Raw genomic sequence first — 17,664 nt, 5'->3', positions numbered from 1 at the left:
GCGCCGGCGGCGGGTGACGACCCCCGCCGCCGGCGCCGACCCACCGGCTCGCTCACCGTCAAGAGTCGTGCGGTGCGTGCACCGTCAGACCAGGCGCCGCACGGCCGCCAGCAGGTCGTCGACGTCCTCGGGCGTGGTGTCGAAAGCGCACATCAGGCGGACGGTGCCGTGCGCCCAGTCGTAGAACCGCCAGGTCCGGCGCAGCTCCGCCGCCACCTCGGGCGCCAGCCGTGCGAAGACGCCGTTGGCCTGGACGGGGTGCAGCAGCTCCACGCCCGCCTCGGTGAGCCCCGCCGCGAGCCGCGCCGCCATGGCGTTGGCGTGCGTGGCCGAGCGCAGCCACAGGTCGCCCTCGAGGAGCGCGACGAGCTGCGCGGACAGGAACCGCATCTTCGACGCGAGCTGCATGTCCATCTTCCGCAGGTACGGCAGCCCCGTGGCGGCCGCGGGCGAGAGGACGACGACCGCCTCGCCGAACGCGAGGCCGTTCTTGGTGCCGCCGAGCGACAGCACGTCGACGCCGACGTCCGTGGTCATCGCCCGCAGCGGCACGCCGAGCGAGGCCGCGGCGTTCGCTATCCGCGCACCGTCCACGTGCACGGTGAGGCCCAGCCCGTGGGCGTGGTCGGCGACCGCGCGGATCTCGTCGGGCGTGTAGACCGTCCCCACCTCGGTCGACTGCGTGAGGGACACCACGCCGGGCTGGGCCCGGTGCTCGTCGCCGAAGCCCCACGCCTCGCGGTCGACGAGCTCCGGGGTGAGCTTGCCGTCGGGGGTCGGCACCGGCAGCAGCTTGATGCCCGCGACCCGCTCCGGCGCGCCGTTCTCGTCCGTGTGGATGTGGGCGTCCGACGAGCAGACGACGGCACCCCAGGGCGGCAGCACGGCCTGCAGGCTCAGCACGTTCGCGCCCGTGCCGTTGAACACCGGGAACGCCTCGGCCTGGGCACCGAGGTGCTCGCGGACCACCTCCTGGAGCCGCGCGGTCCACGCGTCGCCGCCGTAGGACGTCTGGTGCCCGCCGTTCGCTGCGGCGAGGGCCTCGAGGACCTCGGGGTGGACACCGGCGTAGTTGTCCGACGCGAAGTCGCGGCGGTCGGGGTCATGGAGCGGTCTCACGCCCCCAGTGTCCCCCGCCCGGGCACGTGGTCCGGTCACGACGAGCGCCGTGCCGTCCACCGAGCGCGCGTGCGCCCGGTGCGCGATGATCCTGGCCACCCGCACCGAGGAGGACACGTGAGCGAGCACGACGCCGGACGGACCGCCGACGACGAGCGCGGCCGGTCGGGCGAGCAGGACGCCGACCCGCGCGACGGCCGGCGGGAGACCTACACCGAGCGCATGGACCGCAACTGGGACGAGCTGCTGCAGGAGCTGCGGGTCACCCAGACCGGCGCCCAGATCCTCACCGGGTTCCTGCTGACCATCCCGTTCCAGCAGCGGTTCGGCGACCTCGACGCCTACCAGCAGGACCTGTACCTCGTGCTCGTCGTCCTCGCCGCGCTGGCGACGGCGCTCATCGTGGCGCCCGTGAGCGTGCACCGCGTGCTCTTCCGCAAGCGGATGAAGCCGGAGCTCGTGGACGCCGGCAACGTGCTCGCGCGCGCGGGCCTGGCGGTCCTGGGCCTGGCCCTGGCCGGCAGCGCGTCGTTCGTGTTCGACGTCGTGCTCGACCGGACCGCGGGCTACGTCGTCGGGGCGGTCGGCCTCGCCGTGCTCGCCGTGTGCTGGTGGCTGCTCCCCGTGGCCCTGGTGCGCGCGAAGGCGCGCGACTGATCCCCGGCCCGGAGGGCTCCGGGGACGCCGCAGGCCCGGCCCCCGCGGGGACCGGGCCTGCGGACGGGCTCAGCCCTGGACGGCGCGCTTGAGCGTGCTGCCGGCGGTCACCTTGACGCGGTAGCCGGCCGGGATCTCGAGCTTCTCGCCCGTCTGGGGGTTCACGCCCGTGCGGGCGGCGCGGTCGGCGCGGCCGACGGCGAGGAAGCCGGGGATCGTCACGGTCTCGCCGGCGGCGAGCTGCTCGACCAGGACGTCCTGGAACGCGCGCAGCGCCTTGTCGGCGTCGGCGGCGGACAGACCGGCCTTGCCGGCGACGGCCTGGACGAGCTCGGTGCGGTTGAGGCTCACGGAAGTTCGCTCCTGTCTGGATCTCCAACGGCCCCGGACGAGCAGGCCGCAGACGCCGACACTAGCCGGGCTCCCGCGCAGGTACGTGCACGGACACCCGCCTGACGTGCGGTGTTCGTCACGCGCGAACACGCGGGTCTCCCGCAGCGAGCCGGAGCGAACCGCGACGAACCGGCCCGCGTCCGTCACCCGTGCGTGCGCTCGAGCAGCCGCTCGACCGGCCACGTGGTGATCACGCGCTCGGCGGTGATGCCGTGCTGCGCCGCGCGCAGGCACCCGACGGCCTGCCAGTCGAGCTGCCCCGGCGCGTGCGCGTCGGTGTCGATGGCGAAGTCGCAGCCCGCCGCGACCGCGACCGCCAGCAGCTCGTGCGGCGGGTCGAGCCGGTCCGGGCGGCAGTTGATCTCGACGGCCACGCCGTTCTCCGCGCACGCGTCGAACACCACGCGCGCGTCGAACTCGCTCGGCGGTCGCTGCCGGCCCAGGAGCCGGCGGCCGGTGCAGTGGCCCAGGACGTCGGTCCGCGGGTTGCGCACGGCGCTGACCATCCGCCGGGTCATCGCGGCCCGGTCCATCCGCAGCTGCGAGTGCACGGACGCGACGACGACGTCGAGCTCGTCGAGCAGCCCGGGCTCCTGGTCCAGGCCGCCGTCGTCCAGGACGTCGACCTCGATGCCGGTGAGCACCCGGAACGGCGCGACCGCGCGGTTCAGCGCGGTCACCTGATCCATCTGGGCGCGCAGCCGGGCGGCGGACAGCCCGTGGGCCACCGTGAGCCGCGGCGAGTGGTCGGTGATCGCCTGGTACTCGTGCCCGATCTCGAGCGCCGCGAGCAGCATCTCCTGGATCGAGGTGGCGCCGTCGCTCGCCTCGGAGTGCGCGTGCAGGTCGCCACGCAGGGCCGCGCGCAGGTCCCGCGCGGCGTCGGCGTGCTCCCCCGCGGCCTCGTCGTCGGCGGCGAGGCGCGCGGCGAGCTCGGACTCGAGCTCCGCCAGGTACGGCACGTCGCGACCGCGCCACGCCAGCTCGGCGACGCCCGCGGTGCGGGCGCCCACCGACGGCAGGTCCGTCAACGAGGCCGCCGCGACCAGCGTCGCGAGCCGAGCGGGCTCCTGCTGCTCGACGACGCCGGCCGCCGTGCGGAACGCCGCGCTGCGGTAGGCGCTCGCCTGGGCGCGCTCGAGCAGGAACGCGCAGCGCCGCAGGGTCGCGACCGCGCGGTCCCGGCGGTCCGCGTCGGTCACGACGCCTTGGCCTTCGCCTTCTTCGCGGGGGCCTTCGTGGTCGCCTTGCCGGACGTCTTCGGCTCGTCGTCGCCGGCGGCGGCACGCTTGCGGCGGGGCTTGGCGGCGGGCTCGTCGTCGGCCGCGTCCTCGTCGGACGACGCCGCGCCGCCCCGAGCGGACCGGGCCTTCTCGACGCTGCGCTGCAGCGCGGCGAGCAGGTCGACCACCTCGCCGCCGCCCTCCTTGCCCTCCTCCGCCGCGGGCTGCGGCAGCGACCGCGTGTCGCCGGAGGACACCTTGGCCTCGATGAGCTCGGTGAGCGCCGCGTCGTACCGGTCCTCGAACTGCGACGGGTCGAAGTCGGCGGCGAGCGAGTCGACCAGCGACTGCGCCATCGCCAGCTCCGCGGGCTTCACGGTGACCTCGGCGTCGAGGATCGGGAAGTCGGCGGCGCGCACCTCGTCGGGCCACAGCAGCGTCTGCAGGCAGATGACCTTGTCCCGCACGCGCAGCACGGCCATGGACTCGCGCTGGCGGAGCGCGACCTTGACCACCGCCATGCGGTCCGCCTCCTCGAGCGCGCCGCGCAGCAGCGCGTACGGCTTGGCGGCGGTCTTGTCGGGCTCCAGGTAGTAGGTCTTGCCCAGGAGGATCGGGTCGACCTGTTCGGCGGGCACGAACTCGAGGACCTCGATCTCGCGCTCGGTCGCGAGCGGCAGCCGGGAGAAGTCCTCGTCGGTCAGCACGACGAGCTCGCCGTCCGCGGTCTCGTAGCCCTTGGCGATCTCGTCCATCGTCACCGGCTCGCCGTCGACGCTGCAGACCTTCTTGTAGCGGATGCGGCCGCCGTCGGCCGCGTGCACCTGGTGCAGCGTCACCTCGTGCTCGCCCGTCGCGGCGTACAGCCGCACCGGCACGTTCACCAGGCCGAACGCCACCGCGCCCTTCCAGATCGCCCGCATCGTCGCCCCTTCGTGTTCGGTGGCCGGCCGTCCGACCACCGTCGTCCTGCTCCGTGTCCCACCGTGCCCTACGTGACGCGGCCGCGTGGGCGCCGCGCCGAGCGCGCCGCCGCCCCGAGCGCGCCGGACTGCCGGCGTGACCCGTTCTCGGCAGGATGGACCCGTGCAGCCCATGCTCGCCACCCCTGCAGCCTCCGGCGTCCCGCCGACGGGCGCCCGCTGGGCGTTCGAGATCAAGTGGGACGGCGTGCGCGTGCTCGCGGACACGACCGGCGGCCGGCTGCGGCTGTGGAGCCGCGCGGAGCGCGAGGTCACGCCCGCCTACCCCGAGCTCGCCGGTCTCGTCGCCGTCCCGGACGCGGTCCTGGACGGCGAGGTCGTGGCGATGTCCGACGGCGTGCCCTCCTTCGCCGCGATCGCCGAGCGCATGCACGTGCGCGACGCGCGGCGCGCCGCCGAGCTCGCCCGCTCGCGCCCGGTCACCTACCTGGTGTTCGACGTCCTGCGGCTCGCGGGCACCGACCTCACGGGCCGGACCTACGACGAGCGGCGGGCCGCGCTCGAGCAGGTCGCGCTGCCGGAGAACGTCGCGCTCTCGCCCGTGTACGACGACGGGGCGCAGCTGTGGGACGTGACGCGCGGCCACGGCCTCGAGGGCGTGGTGGCCAAGCGACGCGACTCCACCTACCGCACGGGCGCGCGCTCGGGCGACTGGGTCAAGGCCGCGCACCGGCGGACCCGGACCGCACTGGTCGGCGGGTGGCGCGACGAGACGGGCGGCTCCGGCCGCGTCGGCTCGCTGCTGCTCGGCGCACCCGACCGGGACGGCGCGCTGCGGTTCCTGGGTCGTGCGGGCAGCGGCCTCGCGGGGCCCCTCGCGCGACGCGTGCGCGAGCTCGTCGTACCGCGCCCGACCAGCCCGTTCGGCGACGACGTGCCGGCCGTGGACGCACGCGGCGCGCACTGGTGCGAGCCGACGCTCGTCGTCGACGTCCGCTACCTGCAGCGCGGCAGCACCGGCCGCCTGCGGCAGCCCGTCGTCCGCGGGGTGCGCGACGACACGACTCCCGACCCCTGGGAGACGCCATGACGCCCGAGCGCCAGGTCCTCGACGTCGGCGGCGTGCCCGTGCGCGTGTCCCACCTCGACAAGGTCCTCTACCCTGCCGCCGGGACCACGAAGGCCGAGCTCATCGACTACGTGGTGCGCGTCGCGCCCGCCCTCCTCAACCAGCTCAAGGACCGTCCGGTCACCCGGATCCGGTTCCCCGACGGCGTCGGCGGCTCGCCGTTCTTCGAGAAGAACGTCCCCCGCGGCGCACCCGACTGGCTGCGGCACCGTCGCCTGCCGGCGGCGCCGGGGAACGACGAGGGCGACGAGGGGACGGTGCTCGACCTGCCGTTCCTGGACGACCTCGCGGGTCTCGTCTGGGCCACCAACGCCGGGGCGCTCGAGCTGCACACCCCGCAGTGGAGCGTCACCTCCGCGGGCAAGGTGCGGGGCGCGGACCGCCTCGTCGTCGACCTGGACCCCGGGCCCGGCGCCGGGCTCGACGAGTGCGCGCAGGTGGCGCACCTGGTCGCCGAGCGGCTCGCCGCCGACGGGCTCGAGCGGACCGTCCCGGTGACCTCGGGCAGCAAGGGCATGCAGCTGTACGCGCCGCTGCCCCGGCGGCGGCCCGCGGCCGACACCCGGCGGTACGCCCGCGACCTCGCGCAGGCGCTCGCGGCCGCGCACCCGAAGCTCGTCGTCGCGGTCATGCGCAAGGACCTCCGCGGCGGGAAGGTCCTGCTCGACTGGTCCCAGAACCACCCGGCCAAGACGACGATCACGCCCTACTCGCTGCGCGGCCGCGAGCAGCCTCGCGTCGCGGCACCGCGGTGGTGGGAGGAGATCGGGCCGGGCCTCGAGCAGCTGGGGCCGCGCGACGTGGTGCGTCGGCTGGACGAGCGCGGCGACCCGTTCGCCGAGACGGCAGGATGAGCACCCGCCGCCAGCGATGGCGGACCGCGGGGCCGTGAGGCAGCGTTGTTCCCGGGCCGCCCACCGGCGTCCCGCACGACCGAACGAGGAGCTGAGAGCATTGGCGCGCAAGGACCTGCCGAAGTACACCGTCCCCTCCCTCACGCCCGAGGACGGCGCCAAGGTCGCCGCGATCCTCCAGACCCGCCTGGACGCGTTGAACGACCTGGCCCTCACGCTGAAGCACATCCACTGGAACGTGGTCGGCCCGCACTTCATCGCGGTGCACGAGATGATCGACCCCCAGGTGGACGCGGTCCGGCTCATGGTGGACGCGATCGCCGAGCGCATCGCGACCCTCGGCGTGGCCCCCGTCGGCACGCCCGGTGCGCTCGTGAAGAACCGCACGTGGGACGACTACGAGATCGGCCGCGCGGGGGCGATCGAGCACCTCGGCGCGCTCGACCAGGTCTACGTCGGCGTCATCACCGACCACCGCCAGGCGGCCGAGGACACCGAGGAGCTCGACACGGTCACCAACGACCTCCTGGTGGGCCACCTGCACGAGCTCGAGCTCTTCCACTGGTTCGTCCGCGCCCACCTCGAGTCGTCGGGTGGTGCGCTCAGCACGGGCAGCGCGCACACCGAGACCGGTGCGGCGCGTGCCGCCGGCGGTGCCGCACGCAAGGCGTCGGCGGCCGAGTGAGCGACGCTCCTGGTCACCAGGCGGGCCGGTCCGCCCGGCCCGACCCGTCGACCGGGGGCCACGAGGTCCTGCGGGCGGTCCGGCCCGGGGCGGCGCGCCCCGGGTCGGCCAACCCCGCGGCCCACCTCCACCCCGCAGCGCGGCTGGAGGACGCGTTCGACCGACGCGTCGCCGCGGTCATGCGGCGCCGCGGCTGGACGCTGCGCATCGAGCCGTACGCCGGCTACGGCGGGCCCGGCTGGGTCCGGGTGTTCGCCCGCACGCTGCTCGCCGCGCCCGAGGTCGGGGACGAGGACCTGCCCGGCGCCGGCGCAGCGGCGCAGGCCGGAGCGCCCACGGCGACCGCGGTGCGGGGCTGGCGCTCGTTCGCGACCGCGCAGGTCGCCGGGGCCGAGCTCGAGATCCGCGTCGGCGGCCGGACGCACCACGTGCGGACCGACCGGGGCGGCTACCTCGACGTGCGGCTCGAGAGCGACCTCGAGCCGGGCTGGCACGACGTCGGCCTGAGGTCGACGAGCGGCGCCGAGGCGAGCGCGCCGGTGCACGTCATCTCCCCCGACGTGCGCTGGGGGCTGGTCAGCGACGTCGACGACACCGTCGTCGTCACGCGCCTGCCGCGCATGTTCGTCGCGGCCTGGAACACCCTCGTCCGGCACGAGAACGCGCGCGAGCCGGTGCCCGGCATGGCGGGCCTGTACGCCCGGCTGCTGGGCGGGCGCACCGACATCCCGGTCGTCTACCTGTCGACCGGCGCCTGGAACGCCGCGCCCGCGGTCGGCCGGTTCCTGCGCCGCTTCGGGTACCCCGCCGGGCCCATGCTGCTCACCGACTGGGGACCGACCAACACCGGGTGGTTCCGCAGCGGGCGCGAGCACAAGCTCTCCCAGCTGCGGCGGCTCATGGACGAGTTCCCGCAGATCCGCTGGGTCCTGGTGGGCGACGACGGCCAGCACGACCCGCAGATCTACGCGTCGGCGGCCGCCCACCGGCCGGCGCACGTGCGTGCGGTCCTGATCCGGCAGCTCACGTTCGCCGAGCACGTGCTGGCGCACGGCCTGCCCGCGCCCGCCCCGGAGACGGTGCGGGCCGAGCACCGCGCGGTGCACGACGGCATCGCCGTGCTCCAGGGCGCCGACGGCTACGAGCTGCTGCGCGCGGTGCAGGCAGCGGGCATCGTCCTCGACTGAGGGGCGTCGGCGGCCCGGCCGGCCGGACGCGGGTCAGAGGCGGTTCGGGTCGTCCCAGTCCTCGTTGCTGGCGATCGCCTCGTCGTCGGGCTCGAGCTCCGTGGCCGTGAGCGAGCGCGGCGCCCGCGAGGCGTCGCCGCCCGAGCGCGCGTCGGCCGCCGCCAGCAGCGCCGCGTCGGGGGCCCGGTCGGCCAGGCGCTCGGCCGAGGGGTCGGAGACCAGGTCGCGGCCGCTGTCACGGTTCTGGTCCCGGGTGATGTCGCCAGTCATGGTCTCGTTGTACCTCCCCCGGTGGGTGCGCGCACGCCGCGACCACGGCACGGCCTCGTCGGGACCACGTCGCCGGGGTCGTCGAGAGACGAAGGTCACATGTCGGCAAGATCACAGGTGCCTCGCCGTCGACTATCTCGACGTCAACTTACTATCGAACGGTGCCAGCAGACCGGAACACCCTCCCCGGCAGCCGTCACGACGACGGGCCCGTCGACGTCGTCCTGATCGGCGGCGGAATCATGAGCGCGACGCTCGCGAGCCTCATCAGCACGCTCGAGCCGACGTGGCGCATCGAGATCCACGAGCGGCGCGACGGCCTCGCGCAGGAGAGCTCGAACCCCTGGAACAACGCCGGCACCGGCCATGCCGCGCTCTGCGAGCTGAACTACACGCCGCAGCGCCCCGACGGCACGATCGACATCGGCAAGGCCGTCACGATCAACGAGCAGTTCGAGCTCTCGCGCGAGCTCTGGCACTTCCTCGCGGGCCGCGACCGCCTGCCGCTCGGCACCGGCTTCGTGTCCACCACGCCGCACATGACGTTCGTCCGCGGTGCGGAGGGCGTGGACTACCTCCGGCGCCGGTTCGAGACGCTGCGCGAGCACCCCCTGTTCTCGGACCTCGAGTTCAGCACCGACCCCGAGCAGATCGGCCGCTGGGCGCCCCTGCTCGTCGCGGACCGCGACCCGTCGGAGCCCGTCGCCGCGACCCGCGCCGCGGGCGGGACCGACGTCGACTTCGGCGCGCTCACCCGCTCGATGGTCCAGGACGCGGTGCTGCGCGGGGCCGACCTGCACCTCGAGTCCGAGGTGACGCGGCTGCGTCGTCGCGCGGACGGCACCTGGCGTCTGACGGTGCGCGACCGGCGGTGGAACGGCCACCGCCGCGCCCGGACCGTCGACGCGCGCTTCGTGTTCATCGGCGCCGGTGGCGGCGCCCTGGGCCTCCTGCAGAAGTCGGGGATCCCCGAGGCCAAGGGCTACGGCGGCTTCCCGATCAGCGGCCAGTTCCTGCGCACCACCAACCCCGCCGTCGTCGCGCAGCACCAGGCCAAGGTCTACGGCCGCGCCGAGATCGGCGCCCCGCCCATGTCCGTCCCCCACCTCGACACGCGCGTGGTCGAGGGTGAGACGGCCCTGCTCTTCGGTCCGTACGCCGGCTGGAGCATGAAGTTCCTCAAGCACGGCTCCTGGCTGGACCTGGTCCGCTCGATCCGCCCCGGCAACCTGCTCCCGATGGTCTCGGTCGGGCTGCGGAACCTCGACCTGCTGAAGTACCTCATCGGTGAGGTCACGGCCTCGTCGCAGGACCGCATGCGCACGCTGCGCCAGTTCATGCCGACGGCGCGCGAGGGCGACTGGGAGCTCATCACGGCGGGCCAGCGCGTCCAGGTCATCAAGAAGGCCCCCGGCGGCGGCGCACTCGAGTTCGGGACCGAGCTCGTCACCTCCGCCGACGGCAGCATCGCCGGCCTGCTCGGCGCCTCCCCCGGCGCCTCCACGGCCGTGGCGACGATGGTGGACCTGCTCGAGCGGTGCTTCCCGGGCCGCGTCGAGGCCTGGCGCCCCCAGCTGCGCGAGATGATGCCGAGCCTCGGCGGCGGCACCTGGGACGAGTCGTTCGAGCTCGAGCAGCTGGTGGACGAGACGTCGTTCTCGGCCGATCATCGAGCGTGACCTCCGACGAGACCGGCAGCCCGACCCCCGCGGGACCTTCGCCCGAGGAGGCCGTCAGCGCCCAGATGCGGCGGGCGAAGGTCCAGGCCTTCACCGACCACACGACCGTCGGGCAGGTGCAGACGTCCGACGACGGGCGCGTCTCGATCGAGTGCGCGTGCGGCATGCGGCTGACCAACGGCCCGACGTGGTCGCTCGACGAGCACATCCGGCTGCACCGGGCCGAGGCGCGGTTCCTGGCGGTCGCCGCGGTCGCTCCCGACGGGATCCCCCGGCTGGTGCCCTGGCCGATCTCGGGCTGACACCGGGCGCCTCGTCCGCCGCTGCTCGTCCGACGCTGCTCGTCCGACGCTGCTCGTCCGACGCTTGTCCGGGCGGTCAGCCGCGGGCGGTGTCCGGGGTGCCGTCGAGCACCATGTCGCCGTGCTCGTCGTGCACGTGCGCCACGCCCGCCTCGTGCGCCCGCTCGTGGGCCTCGCGCTGCGCCATCCGTGCGGCGATGCGTGCCTGGACGTCCTCGCGCCGGAGCGGGGGCACGGTCGTCGGCGGCTGCCGCCGCTCCGGCAGCGCGGCGATGACCTGCGCGGTCGCTGCGGCCACCGCCCGCACGGCCTCCTCGAACGGCTCGCGGGTCGCGTCGCTCAGGCGCGTGACCCCGGTGACCTTGCGGACGTACTGGACCGCCGCGGCCTCGATCTCGTCGGACGTCGCGGGCGGCTCGAGCCCGCGCAGCGTGGTGATGTTCCGGCACATGCGCGCCACGCTACGCCCGCCGCTCCAGGTCGAGCAGGAGCAGCTTCGCCTCGGCGCCGCCCGCGTAGCGACCGGGCGAGCCGTCGGAGCGCACCACCCGGTGGCACGGCAGCACCACGGGCACGGGGTTCAGCGCGCAGGCCGTGCCGACGGCCCGCACCGCCCGCGGGCTGCCCGACGCCGCGGCCACCTGGGCGTAGGACGCGGTGCGGCCGTACCCGATCTCGCCGAGGCGCTCGACGACCGTGCGGCGGAACCCGTCCAGAAGACGCAGGTCGACCGGGACGTCGAACTGCCGCCGCCGCCCGGCGAAGTACTCGTCGAGCTGCCGCGCGACGGCGTCGAGGCGGCCGGGCGCCGCGAGCACCCGCGGGCTGATGCGCGTCGCGAGCGAGGTCAGCACCGCGTCGTGGTCCTGGACCGCGAAGGCCACACGCACCAGGCCCGCCGGCGTCGCCGCGAGCAGGAGCGGCCCGACCGGCCCCTCCCAGACCCGGTACGCGACGTCCAGCAGGCCGGCGTCCCGGGCGTCCCGCACGAGCCGCGCGTGCAGCGCGGCGAGCTCGCCGTCGTCGACGACGGTGCCCGACCCTGCGTGCTGCTGCTCGTTCATCGTGGCTCTCCCTCGTCGTCCCAGCGTGCGTAGGTGCGCCGCAGCGTCGCGATCCCGTCCGCGCCCGCCCGCCGCGCGGCCGCGGGCGTGCCGCCCAGCACCTCGGCGACCTCCGGGTAGGGCAGCCCGCCGAGGTGGTGCAGCGCCACGGCGCGGCGCTGCCGCTCGGGGAGCGCGCCGAGCGCCGCCCACAGGTCGAGGCCGTCGGCGACCCCGTCGGCCTCGTCGACCCGCTCGCCCGCCTCGGGCAGCACGTCGACCGGGACCGCACGTCGCGCGGACCCGCGCACCGTGTCGAGCGCCTTCCGGCGGGCGATCGTGACGAGCCACGCCTCGACGTTGGCGCCGGCGTCGAGCGCCGGCCACGCGCGCAGCGCCGCGAGGAACGTCTCCGCCCACGCGTCCTGCGCGTCGTGGTGGCCGACGACCGAGCGGCACACGCGGAGCACGGTCGCGCCGTGCCGGCGCACGACGTGCTCGAAGGGCTCGTCCACGGTGCCAGTCTCCCCTTCCCGAGCAGCTCGCGACGGCAGCCCCGGAGTCGGCGTCCGAGGCGCTCCCCCGGTCCAGCACGGCACCGCTCCCGTGCCGCCCGGTCCGAGGCGCTCCCGTCACGAGGTAGACGCCAGTGACCGCCCGGGTGTGAGGCCGGGCGTGCGGCCGGGACGCGCGCCACGGCAACTTTCTCGTCCTGACGCGCGTGGTGAGCGCCCCGTGCGCTCGACCGCGCGATCCGGTGCGAGAGTGAGGCCATGACGAACCTGGAGACGCAGCCGGCGCCCGAGGTCTGCGCACGGCACGGCCGCACCGGCCCCCGGCTGGACCTCCACGAGGCGCGCGAGGTCCCGCTCGGCGGAATCCGCGGGATGCAGGTCCGCCGCACGCTCCCCCAGCGCTCGCTGCCGACGGTCGGCGCCTGGTGCTTCCTCGACGAGATCGGCCCGCAGGACGTGGACATGCGCGTGCTGCCGCACCCGCACACCGGCCTGCAGACGGTGACGTGGCCGCTCGTGGGCGAGATCCGGCACCGGGACAGCGTCGGCTCCGACGTCGTGGTCCGGCCCGGGCAGCTCAACCTCATGACCGCGGGCGCGGGGATCGCGCACTCCGAGCTCTCGGTGGACGGGCCGGGTCGCCTGCACGCGGTGCAGCTCTGGGTGGCGCTGCCCGACGGCGCGGCCGACGGACCGGCCGCCTTCCAGCAGGTCACCGACCTCCCCGTGTGGCGTGCGCCCGGCGTCGCGGCGACCGTGATGGTCGGTGAGCTGGGCGGGCTGCGGTCGCCCGCGCGCGTCCACACCCCGCTGCTCGGTGCCGACGTGACGGTGGCGGCGGGCTCCGCCGCGCGCCTCCCGCTCGACCCGGACCACGAGCACGCCGTGCTGGTGCTGGCCGGTCGCCTCGTGGTCGAGGGCCGCGAGGTGGCCCCGGGCCCGCTCCTGTACCTCGGCGACGGGCGAGAGACCCTCGACGTGGCCGGCGACGAGCCGGCGCGCTTCCTGCTGCTCGGCGGTGAGCCGTTCGCCGAGGACCTCGTGATGTGGTGGAACTTCGTGGGGCGCGACCACGCCGCGGTCGCGGCCGCGCGCGCCGAGTGGGAGTCCGCCGGGCGCGACGCCCGGTTCGGGCACGTCCGCGGGCACGACGACGAGCGGATCCCCGCGCCCGACCTGCCGAACGTCCGCCTGCAGCCTCGGCGCCGCGCGACGACCGGCGCGGAGCCGTCCGCCGGCTGACGCGGGCTTGCCACGGACGCCCTGACCTGCGGCAGGATGGGAGCGTGACCACACCGTCGCCCCCGCTGCCCGCCCGTTCGGTCGTCGTGGCCCGTGCGCTCGCCGACGCCGGGGTGCGCGGCGAGGTCGTCGAGCTGCCTGACTCCGCCCGGACGGCCGCCGAGGCCGCGGCGGCGCTCGGCTGCCTGGTCGACCAGATCGCGAACAGCCTCGTGTTCTGGGCCGACGGGCGGCCCCTGCTCGTCATGACCAGCGGGCGCCACCGGGTCGACACGGTGGCGTTGGCGCGCCGGCTGGGCCGGGCGTCGATCGACCGCGCGACGCCGGAGCAGGTCCGCGCGGCCACCGGCCAGGCGATCGGCGGGGTCGCGCCCGTGGGCCACCCGGCGCCGCTCGAGACCGTCGTCGATGAGTCGCTCGCGGAGCACGGGCAGATCTGGGCGGCCGGCGGGACGCCCCACACCGTGTTCCCTACGACGTTCGACGAGCTCGTCCGGGTCACCGGCGGGGCGGTGCACACGGTCACGAGCTGACCGCGCGGCCCGGCGGATCAGCCCCGGCGCCCCGGGACCTTCCGCACCCCTCCTCCGCCCTGCGCGCGGGGACGATGGTCCATGCCGGGCCGGCCACAGACGGCAGGCCCCGGATCGGACGGTGGTGGCGGCGTGCGGATCGACGGTCCCGTGGTGGTCGCGGTCGACGGGGCGCCCGGCAGCGAGCGGACGCTGCGGTGGGGCGTCGCGGCCGCGCTGCGGCGCGGTGCGCGGCTCGTCGTCGCGCACGTCGCGGTGCCGCCGGTCGCGTGGTCGTGGGGCGGCGCGCCCGCGGTGCCGCCCGACGACGAGGGCGTGCTGGCCGAGCTGCGCGCGGTCTGCGGACAGATCGCGCGCGCCCATCCCGGGCTGCACGTCCAGGGCGTGCTGCTGCACGGTCCGACGGTGCCGGCGCTCACCTCCTACGCCGCCGACGCGCAGCTGCTCGTCGCCGGGACGCGGGACGGGCGCCGCGCCGGCCGCGGCGTCGGGCGCGCGCTTTCCTGGCGTGCCCGCTGCCCCGTCGCGCTCGTCCGCGCGCGGGCAGCCGGCGACGACGAGCCGGCGGCCGACCTCCGCCCGGGCCCGGTCGTCGTCGGGGTCGACGGCACAGCCGCGTCGTGGCTCGCGGCGGGACTCGCCGCGCGCGAGGCGCTGCGCGACGGCCGCGCGCTGCACGTGCTGCACGCGTGGCGCCCGGGGTCGGACGACGCGGCGCGCCAGGCGGCGGCCGAGCTCGCCTCGGACCTCGCCGTCACGTACCCGGCGCTCGTCGTCCGCGCGCTGCTGGTCGAGGCCGACCCGGTCGACGCGCTGGTCGAGCAGTCCCGCACCGCCGGACTCGTCGTCGTGGGTGCTCGGCGGTGGTGGGTGACGCGCGGAGGCGTGGTCGGCCGCCGGGTGGCGCACCGCGCGGGGTGCCCCGTGCTCGTCGTGCGCGACGGCCTCGGCTGACACCGTCCGTTACGTCCTGGTATCTGACGGCCGGGCGCGCCATCCTCACCTGAGAGGCCGCGCGCACCGCCGGCCGCACGACGAGGAGGCGGTCATGGGCTACCCCGGGGACGGGCGGCTGCCCGTGGTCTACGTGCGCGGCTACGCGGGCGGGCCGTCGGGCATCGACAGCGCGGTCGACGACCCGTTCTACGGCTTCAACGAGGGGTCCGTGCAGGTCCGCGTCGACGGCACGGACCGCCCCACGTTCCACCAGTTCGAGAGCCCGCTCCTGCGGCTGATGATCGACCACGGGTACGAGCTCCTGGTGCGCGGGGACCAGGAGGCCTACCTGCGCGGCCAGGAGGCCGGCTCCGTCCCCGCGGCGTCGATCTGGGTGCACCGCTTCTACGACGAGTTCGCGCCGCACCTGACCCGCGACCCGAACGCGTTCTCGATCGAGCGCGCGTCGCAGAGCCTGTTCGAGCTCGTCCAGCTCGTGCGCCGCCAGACCGGCGCGCCCCGGGTCTTCCTCGTCGCGCACTCGATGGGCGGGCTCGTCGTGCGCGGCATGCTGCAGCGCGTCGTGCCGGACGACGAGCGCGTGGGCGGCAGCCTCGACGCGGCGACCGCGTTCGTCGACCGCGCCTTCACCTACGCCACCCCGCACGGCGGGATCGAGTTCGCCGTCGGCTTCGGGCTGCTCGAGAAGGTCCGGGACACGCTCGGGGTGCAGGGAGCGGACATCTTCGGTCCCCGGCGGATGCGTGAGTACCTGGTGCCGACGCGCGTCGCGCTGCCGGGAGGCGCCGACGCGTTCGACGCGACGGACCTGCCCGACGGCGGCTTCCCGCGCGAGCGGTTCTTCTGCCTCGTGGGGACGAACGCGTCGGACTACGCCGTGGCGCTGGGGCTGCCCGCACGGGCCGTCGGGCCGCGCAGCGACGGGCTGGTGCAGATCGACAACGCCTACCTGCGCGGGACGCCACGCGCCTTCGTGCACCGCAGCCACTCGGGCCGGTTCGGCATCGTGAACTCCGAGGAGGGGTACCAGAACCTGCGGCGGTTCCTGTTCGGGGACCTCGAGGTGCGCGCCGACCTCACGGACCTGCGCCTTCCCGGCACGCCGGACGACGAGACCGCGTGGCAGCTCGAGACGCGGATGTCGATCCGCGGCCTGCCCGTGGTCCTGCACGAGCAGAGCGCCGACCACCTGTGCCCGGTGCAGATCGAGCGACCGGTGCGCGAGGACGACGTCGCCACCCCCGTCCCGCTCGTGCGCACGTACCTCTCGTCGTCCGCGACGCGTCCCGAGGACCCGCGCACCGGCGGCACGGTCGAGACGATGCGCCACGTGCTGCGGCTGCGCCTGCTCTCCCTGCGCAGCAAGGGCGGCCTGCTGTCCTTCCTCGACCACCTCGAGCAGGCCGAGGACTGGGCGGACGTGCTCGTCGTCGACATCCAGCTCCCGGCCGACGGGCCGCCGCGGACCTGGGCCCGGTGGGGCTCGCAGCTCCCGGGCGCGCTGCGGGACTGGGCGCCGGACCCCGAGCGGGACGCGCCGCTGGCCGACGAGGACGACGCGGCCGGCGCGTGGCGGGTGCGGATCCCGGTACCCGAGAACGCGCGTGCGCTGCTGGGTGCCGACGCGGCGGTGACCATCGCGGTCTCCGCGCGGGCCACGCTCGACCGCGCCTGACGCCGTCCGGGCGTGGCGGCTGGACCGCTCGGCGCCCAGGCGCGAGGGTGGGCCCGGCCCGCGGTCCGCGCCGGCCGCGGAGGAGGACGCGTGACGCAGGACCAGCCCGACGTCGGCGCGGGGGCACCCGCGCCCGCCTCGTCGTACACGCTCCGCGCCCTCGTCGCGCTCGCCGCGACGTTCGTCCTGCTGGCCGGGCTGTGGTGGGCGCGTGGGTTCGTCGGTCCGGTGGCGCTCGCCGCGGTCGTCGTCGTCATCGTGCACCCGCTGCGGTTCGGTCTCGAGCGCCGGGGCTGGCCCCGCGGTGCCGCGACCACGGTGGTGGTCCTCAGCGGGTGGCTCGTCCTGGCGCTCATCGCCGCGCTGATCGCCTTCGCGGTGGCCCGGTTCGGGTCGATGGTGGCCGACTACGGGCCCGAGCTCCGCTCCGCGCTCGACGACGCGCGGTCGTGGCTGGCGTCGGCCGGCCTCGACGGCGCGGCGACCGACGCCGCATCCCGCGCGCTCGACCCGCAGCGGCTGCTCGGGGTCGCCACCCACCTCGGCTCGTCGGCGGTCGCGGTCGCCGGCGCGCTGTTCCTGGTCTTCGCGTACGTGCTGTTCATGGCGGCCGACGGCGCGCGCTACAGCACGGCGTCGAGCCTGTTCGGCGGCGAGCGGGGACCGGCCATCGCGCGCGCCGAGAGCTACACGCGGGGCGTGCGGCGGTACTACGTGGTCAACGCGACCTTCGGTGCCGTCGTCGCGGTCCTGGACGGCATCGCGCTCGCGATCCTCGGCGTCCCCGCGCCGGTGGTGTGGGCGATCCTCGCGTTCGTCACCAACTTCGTCCCGAACATCGGCTTCGTGCTGGGCCTGATCCCGCCCGCGATCCTCGCGCTCGTCGTCGGCGGCTGGCCCATGATGCTCGCGGTCGTCGCCATCTACTGCGTCGTCAACGTGGTGCTGCAGGTGCTCGTCCAGCCCAAGGTCGTGAGCGACGCGGTCGACCTCAGCCTCACGCTCAGCTTCGCGTCGGTGACGTTCTGGACCTTCGTGCTGGGTCCCCTCGGGGCGATCCTCTCGATCCCGCTCACGCTCCTGGTCCGCACGCTGCTGCTCGAGCCGGACGGCTCGGCGGGGTGGCTGCGGTGGCTCTCGGGCGACCGCGCCGCGGTGCCGGTGGTGCCGGCGGCGCCCACCGCACCGACGGCACCCGCCGTGCCGACGACCGGTGAGCGATCTCACCAGCACGAGGGCACGGAGGCCGGACCCTCGGCCGATCCCGTGTGAGAGCCT

20 protein-coding genes are annotated in these 17,664 nt (G+C 75.5%); 12 read left to right on the top strand and 8 right to left on the bottom strand.

The genetic code is table 11. The features are described from left to right. Nucleotides 1-84 precede the first annotated feature (84 nt). Nucleotides 85-1,119 (bottom strand): threonine aldolase family protein, encoded by a 1,035-nt coding sequence (locus KIN34_RS12560; RefSeq protein ID WP_214351057.1) that lies wholly within the window; start codon nucleotides 1,117-1,119, stop codon nucleotides 85-87. A 222-nt stretch (nucleotides 1,120-1,341) separates the two neighbouring features. Between KIN34_RS12560 and KIN34_RS12555 the strand changes: the two genes are divergently transcribed. Further along, nucleotides 1,342-1,776 carry a DUF6328 family protein gene (locus KIN34_RS12555; protein WP_214352108.1) on the top strand — a complete coding sequence of 145 codons (435 nt, stop codon included), beginning with the start codon at nucleotides 1,342-1,344 and terminating at the stop codon, nucleotides 1,774-1,776. 69 nt (nucleotides 1,777-1,845) lie between these two features. On the opposite strand, the gene KIN34_RS12550 is transcribed toward KIN34_RS12555, so the two are convergent. From KIN34_RS12550 to ku, 3 genes are all read right to left on the bottom strand, one after another. Further along, complete coding sequence (locus KIN34_RS12550) at nucleotides 1,846-2,127, bottom strand: HU family DNA-binding protein (RefSeq protein WP_214351053.1); 282 nt, start codon at nucleotides 2,125-2,127, stop codon at nucleotides 1,846-1,848. Between the two features lie 185 nt (nucleotides 2,128-2,312). Next, on the bottom strand, nucleotides 2,313-3,371 hold the full coding sequence (locus KIN34_RS12545) for a PHP domain-containing protein (protein ID WP_214351050.1): 1,059 nt from the start codon (nucleotides 3,369-3,371) through the stop codon (nucleotides 2,313-2,315). After that, complete coding sequence (gene ku, locus KIN34_RS12540; RefSeq protein WP_214351047.1) at nucleotides 3,368-4,315, bottom strand: non-homologous end joining protein Ku; 948 nt, start codon at nucleotides 4,313-4,315, stop codon at nucleotides 3,368-3,370. The genes KIN34_RS12545 and ku overlap by 4 nt, the downstream gene beginning before the upstream one ends. Before the next feature lie 172 nt (nucleotides 4,316-4,487). Between ku and ligD (KIN34_RS12535) the strand changes: the two genes are divergently transcribed. From ligD (KIN34_RS12535) to KIN34_RS12520, 4 genes are all read left to right on the top strand, one after another. Then, nucleotides 4,488-5,405, top strand: a complete 918-nt coding sequence (ligD, locus tag KIN34_RS12535; RefSeq protein ID WP_237689810.1) for a non-homologous end-joining DNA ligase — start codon at nucleotides 4,488-4,490, stop codon at nucleotides 5,403-5,405. Continuing rightward, nucleotides 5,402-6,298, top strand: a complete 897-nt coding sequence (ligD, locus tag KIN34_RS12530; protein WP_214351042.1) for a non-homologous end-joining DNA ligase — start codon at nucleotides 5,402-5,404, stop codon at nucleotides 6,296-6,298. Before ligD (KIN34_RS12535) ends, ligD (KIN34_RS12530) begins: the two co-directional genes overlap by 4 nt. 100 nt (nucleotides 6,299-6,398) lie before the next feature. Continuing rightward, complete coding sequence (locus tag KIN34_RS12525; protein WP_214351039.1) at nucleotides 6,399-6,983, top strand: Dps family protein; 585 nt, start codon at nucleotides 6,399-6,401, stop codon at nucleotides 6,981-6,983. Beyond that, nucleotides 6,980-8,170: an App1 family protein phosphatidate phosphatase gene (locus KIN34_RS12520; protein ID WP_214351036.1), complete on the top strand. Its 1,191-nt coding sequence runs from the start codon at nucleotides 6,980-6,982 to the stop codon at nucleotides 8,168-8,170. The genes KIN34_RS12525 and KIN34_RS12520 overlap by 4 nt, the downstream gene beginning before the upstream one ends. A gap of 33 nt (nucleotides 8,171-8,203) precedes the next feature. Here KIN34_RS12520 and KIN34_RS12515 read toward each other — a convergent pair whose 3' ends face one another. Continuing rightward, nucleotides 8,204-8,440, bottom strand: coding sequence for a hypothetical protein (locus KIN34_RS12515; protein WP_214351034.1), 237 nt, complete (start codon nucleotides 8,438-8,440; stop codon nucleotides 8,204-8,206). 161 nt (nucleotides 8,441-8,601) lie between these two features. Here KIN34_RS12515 and mqo point away from each other — a divergent pair, with 161 nt between their 5' ends. Beyond that, nucleotides 8,602-10,119: a malate dehydrogenase (quinone) gene (gene mqo, locus KIN34_RS12510; protein WP_307858216.1), complete on the top strand. Its 1,518-nt coding sequence runs from the start codon at nucleotides 8,602-8,604 to the stop codon at nucleotides 10,117-10,119. Continuing rightward, entirely contained in the window at nucleotides 10,116-10,421 is a 306-nt protein-coding gene (locus tag KIN34_RS12505) for a hypothetical protein (protein ID WP_307858215.1), read from the top strand. The genes mqo and KIN34_RS12505 overlap by 4 nt, the downstream gene beginning before the upstream one ends. 76 nt (nucleotides 10,422-10,497) lie before the next feature. Here the strand turns inward: KIN34_RS12505 and KIN34_RS12500 are convergent, their stop codons facing one another. The 3 genes from KIN34_RS12500 to KIN34_RS12490 are packed head-to-tail and all read right to left on the bottom strand — an operon-like array spanning nucleotide 10,498 to nucleotide 11,979. Next, on the bottom strand, nucleotides 10,498-10,872 hold the full coding sequence (locus KIN34_RS12500; RefSeq protein WP_214351032.1) for a DUF2277 domain-containing protein: 375 nt from the start codon (nucleotides 10,870-10,872) through the stop codon (nucleotides 10,498-10,500). Between the two features lie 10 nt (nucleotides 10,873-10,882). Then, nucleotides 10,883-11,485: a methylated-DNA--[protein]-cysteine S-methyltransferase gene (locus KIN34_RS12495; RefSeq protein ID WP_214351030.1), complete on the bottom strand. Its 603-nt coding sequence runs from the start codon at nucleotides 11,483-11,485 to the stop codon at nucleotides 10,883-10,885. Next, nucleotides 11,482-11,979 (bottom strand): RNA polymerase sigma factor, encoded by a 498-nt coding sequence (locus KIN34_RS12490; protein ID WP_214351028.1) that lies wholly within the window; start codon nucleotides 11,977-11,979, stop codon nucleotides 11,482-11,484. Before KIN34_RS12490 ends, KIN34_RS12495 begins: the two co-directional genes overlap by 4 nt. Nucleotides 11,980-12,237: 258 nt before the next feature. On the opposite strand from KIN34_RS12490, the gene KIN34_RS12485 reads away from it, so the two are divergent. From KIN34_RS12485 to KIN34_RS12465, 5 genes are all read left to right on the top strand, one after another. Continuing rightward, nucleotides 12,238-13,221, top strand: coding sequence for a pirin family protein (locus KIN34_RS12485; protein WP_214351026.1), 984 nt, complete (start codon nucleotides 12,238-12,240; stop codon nucleotides 13,219-13,221). A 44-nt stretch (nucleotides 13,222-13,265) separates the two neighbouring features. After that, nucleotides 13,266-13,754, top strand: a complete 489-nt coding sequence (locus tag KIN34_RS12480; protein WP_214351024.1) for a YbaK/EbsC family protein — start codon at nucleotides 13,266-13,268, stop codon at nucleotides 13,752-13,754. Between the two features lie 132 nt (nucleotides 13,755-13,886). Then, entirely contained in the window at nucleotides 13,887-14,708 is an 822-nt protein-coding gene (locus KIN34_RS12475; protein ID WP_214351022.1) for a universal stress protein, read from the top strand. A gap of 94 nt (nucleotides 14,709-14,802) precedes the next feature. Then, the gene (locus KIN34_RS12470; RefSeq protein WP_214351019.1) at nucleotides 14,803-16,386 is read left to right on the top strand and encodes an esterase/lipase family protein; all 1,584 of its coding nucleotides are present in this window, start codon (nucleotides 14,803-14,805) and stop codon (nucleotides 16,384-16,386) included. 90 nt (nucleotides 16,387-16,476) lie between these two features. Next, nucleotides 16,477-17,658 carry an AI-2E family transporter gene (locus KIN34_RS12465; protein ID WP_214351016.1) on the top strand — a complete coding sequence of 394 codons (1,182 nt, stop codon included), beginning with the start codon at nucleotides 16,477-16,479 and terminating at the stop codon, nucleotides 17,656-17,658. The last annotated feature ends 6 nt before the right edge of the window (nucleotides 17,659-17,664 follow it).

The organism is Cellulomonas fulva, assembly GCF_018531375.1.
In the GTDB taxonomy this organism is placed as follows: Bacteria; Actinomycetota; Actinomycetes; order Actinomycetales; family Cellulomonadaceae; genus Cellulomonas; species Cellulomonas fulva.
This window is presented reverse-complemented; position numbering and strand designations above follow the sequence as displayed.

Excerpts from the sequence above, each read along its gene's own strand:
- KIN34_RS12555 (WP_214352108.1), top strand. The coding sequence starts at position 1,342 with ATGGACCGCAACTGGGACGAGCTGCTGCAGGAGCTGCGGGTCACCCAG.
- ku (WP_214351047.1), bottom strand. The coding sequence starts at position 4,315 with ATGCGGGCGATCTGGAAGGGCGCGGTGGCGTTCGGCCTGGTGAACGTG.
- ligD (WP_237689810.1), top strand. The coding sequence starts at position 4,488 with ATGCTCGCCACCCCTGCAGCCTCCGGCGTCCCGCCGACGGGCGCCCGC.
- ligD (WP_214351042.1), top strand. The coding sequence starts at position 5,402 with ATGACGCCCGAGCGCCAGGTCCTCGACGTCGGCGGCGTGCCCGTGCGC.
- KIN34_RS12515 (WP_214351034.1), bottom strand. The coding sequence starts at position 8,440 with ATGACTGGCGACATCACCCGGGACCAGAACCGTGACAGCGGCCGCGAC.
- KIN34_RS12500 (WP_214351032.1), bottom strand. The coding sequence starts at position 10,872 with ATGTGCCGGAACATCACCACGCTGCGCGGGCTCGAGCCGCCCGCGACG.
- KIN34_RS12495 (WP_214351030.1), bottom strand. The coding sequence starts at position 11,485 with ATGAACGAGCAGCAGCACGCAGGGTCGGGCACCGTCGTCGACGACGGC.
- KIN34_RS12485 (WP_214351026.1), top strand. The coding sequence starts at position 12,238 with ATGACGAACCTGGAGACGCAGCCGGCGCCCGAGGTCTGCGCACGGCAC.
- KIN34_RS12470 (WP_214351019.1), top strand. The coding sequence starts at position 14,803 with ATGGGCTACCCCGGGGACGGGCGGCTGCCCGTGGTCTACGTGCGCGGC.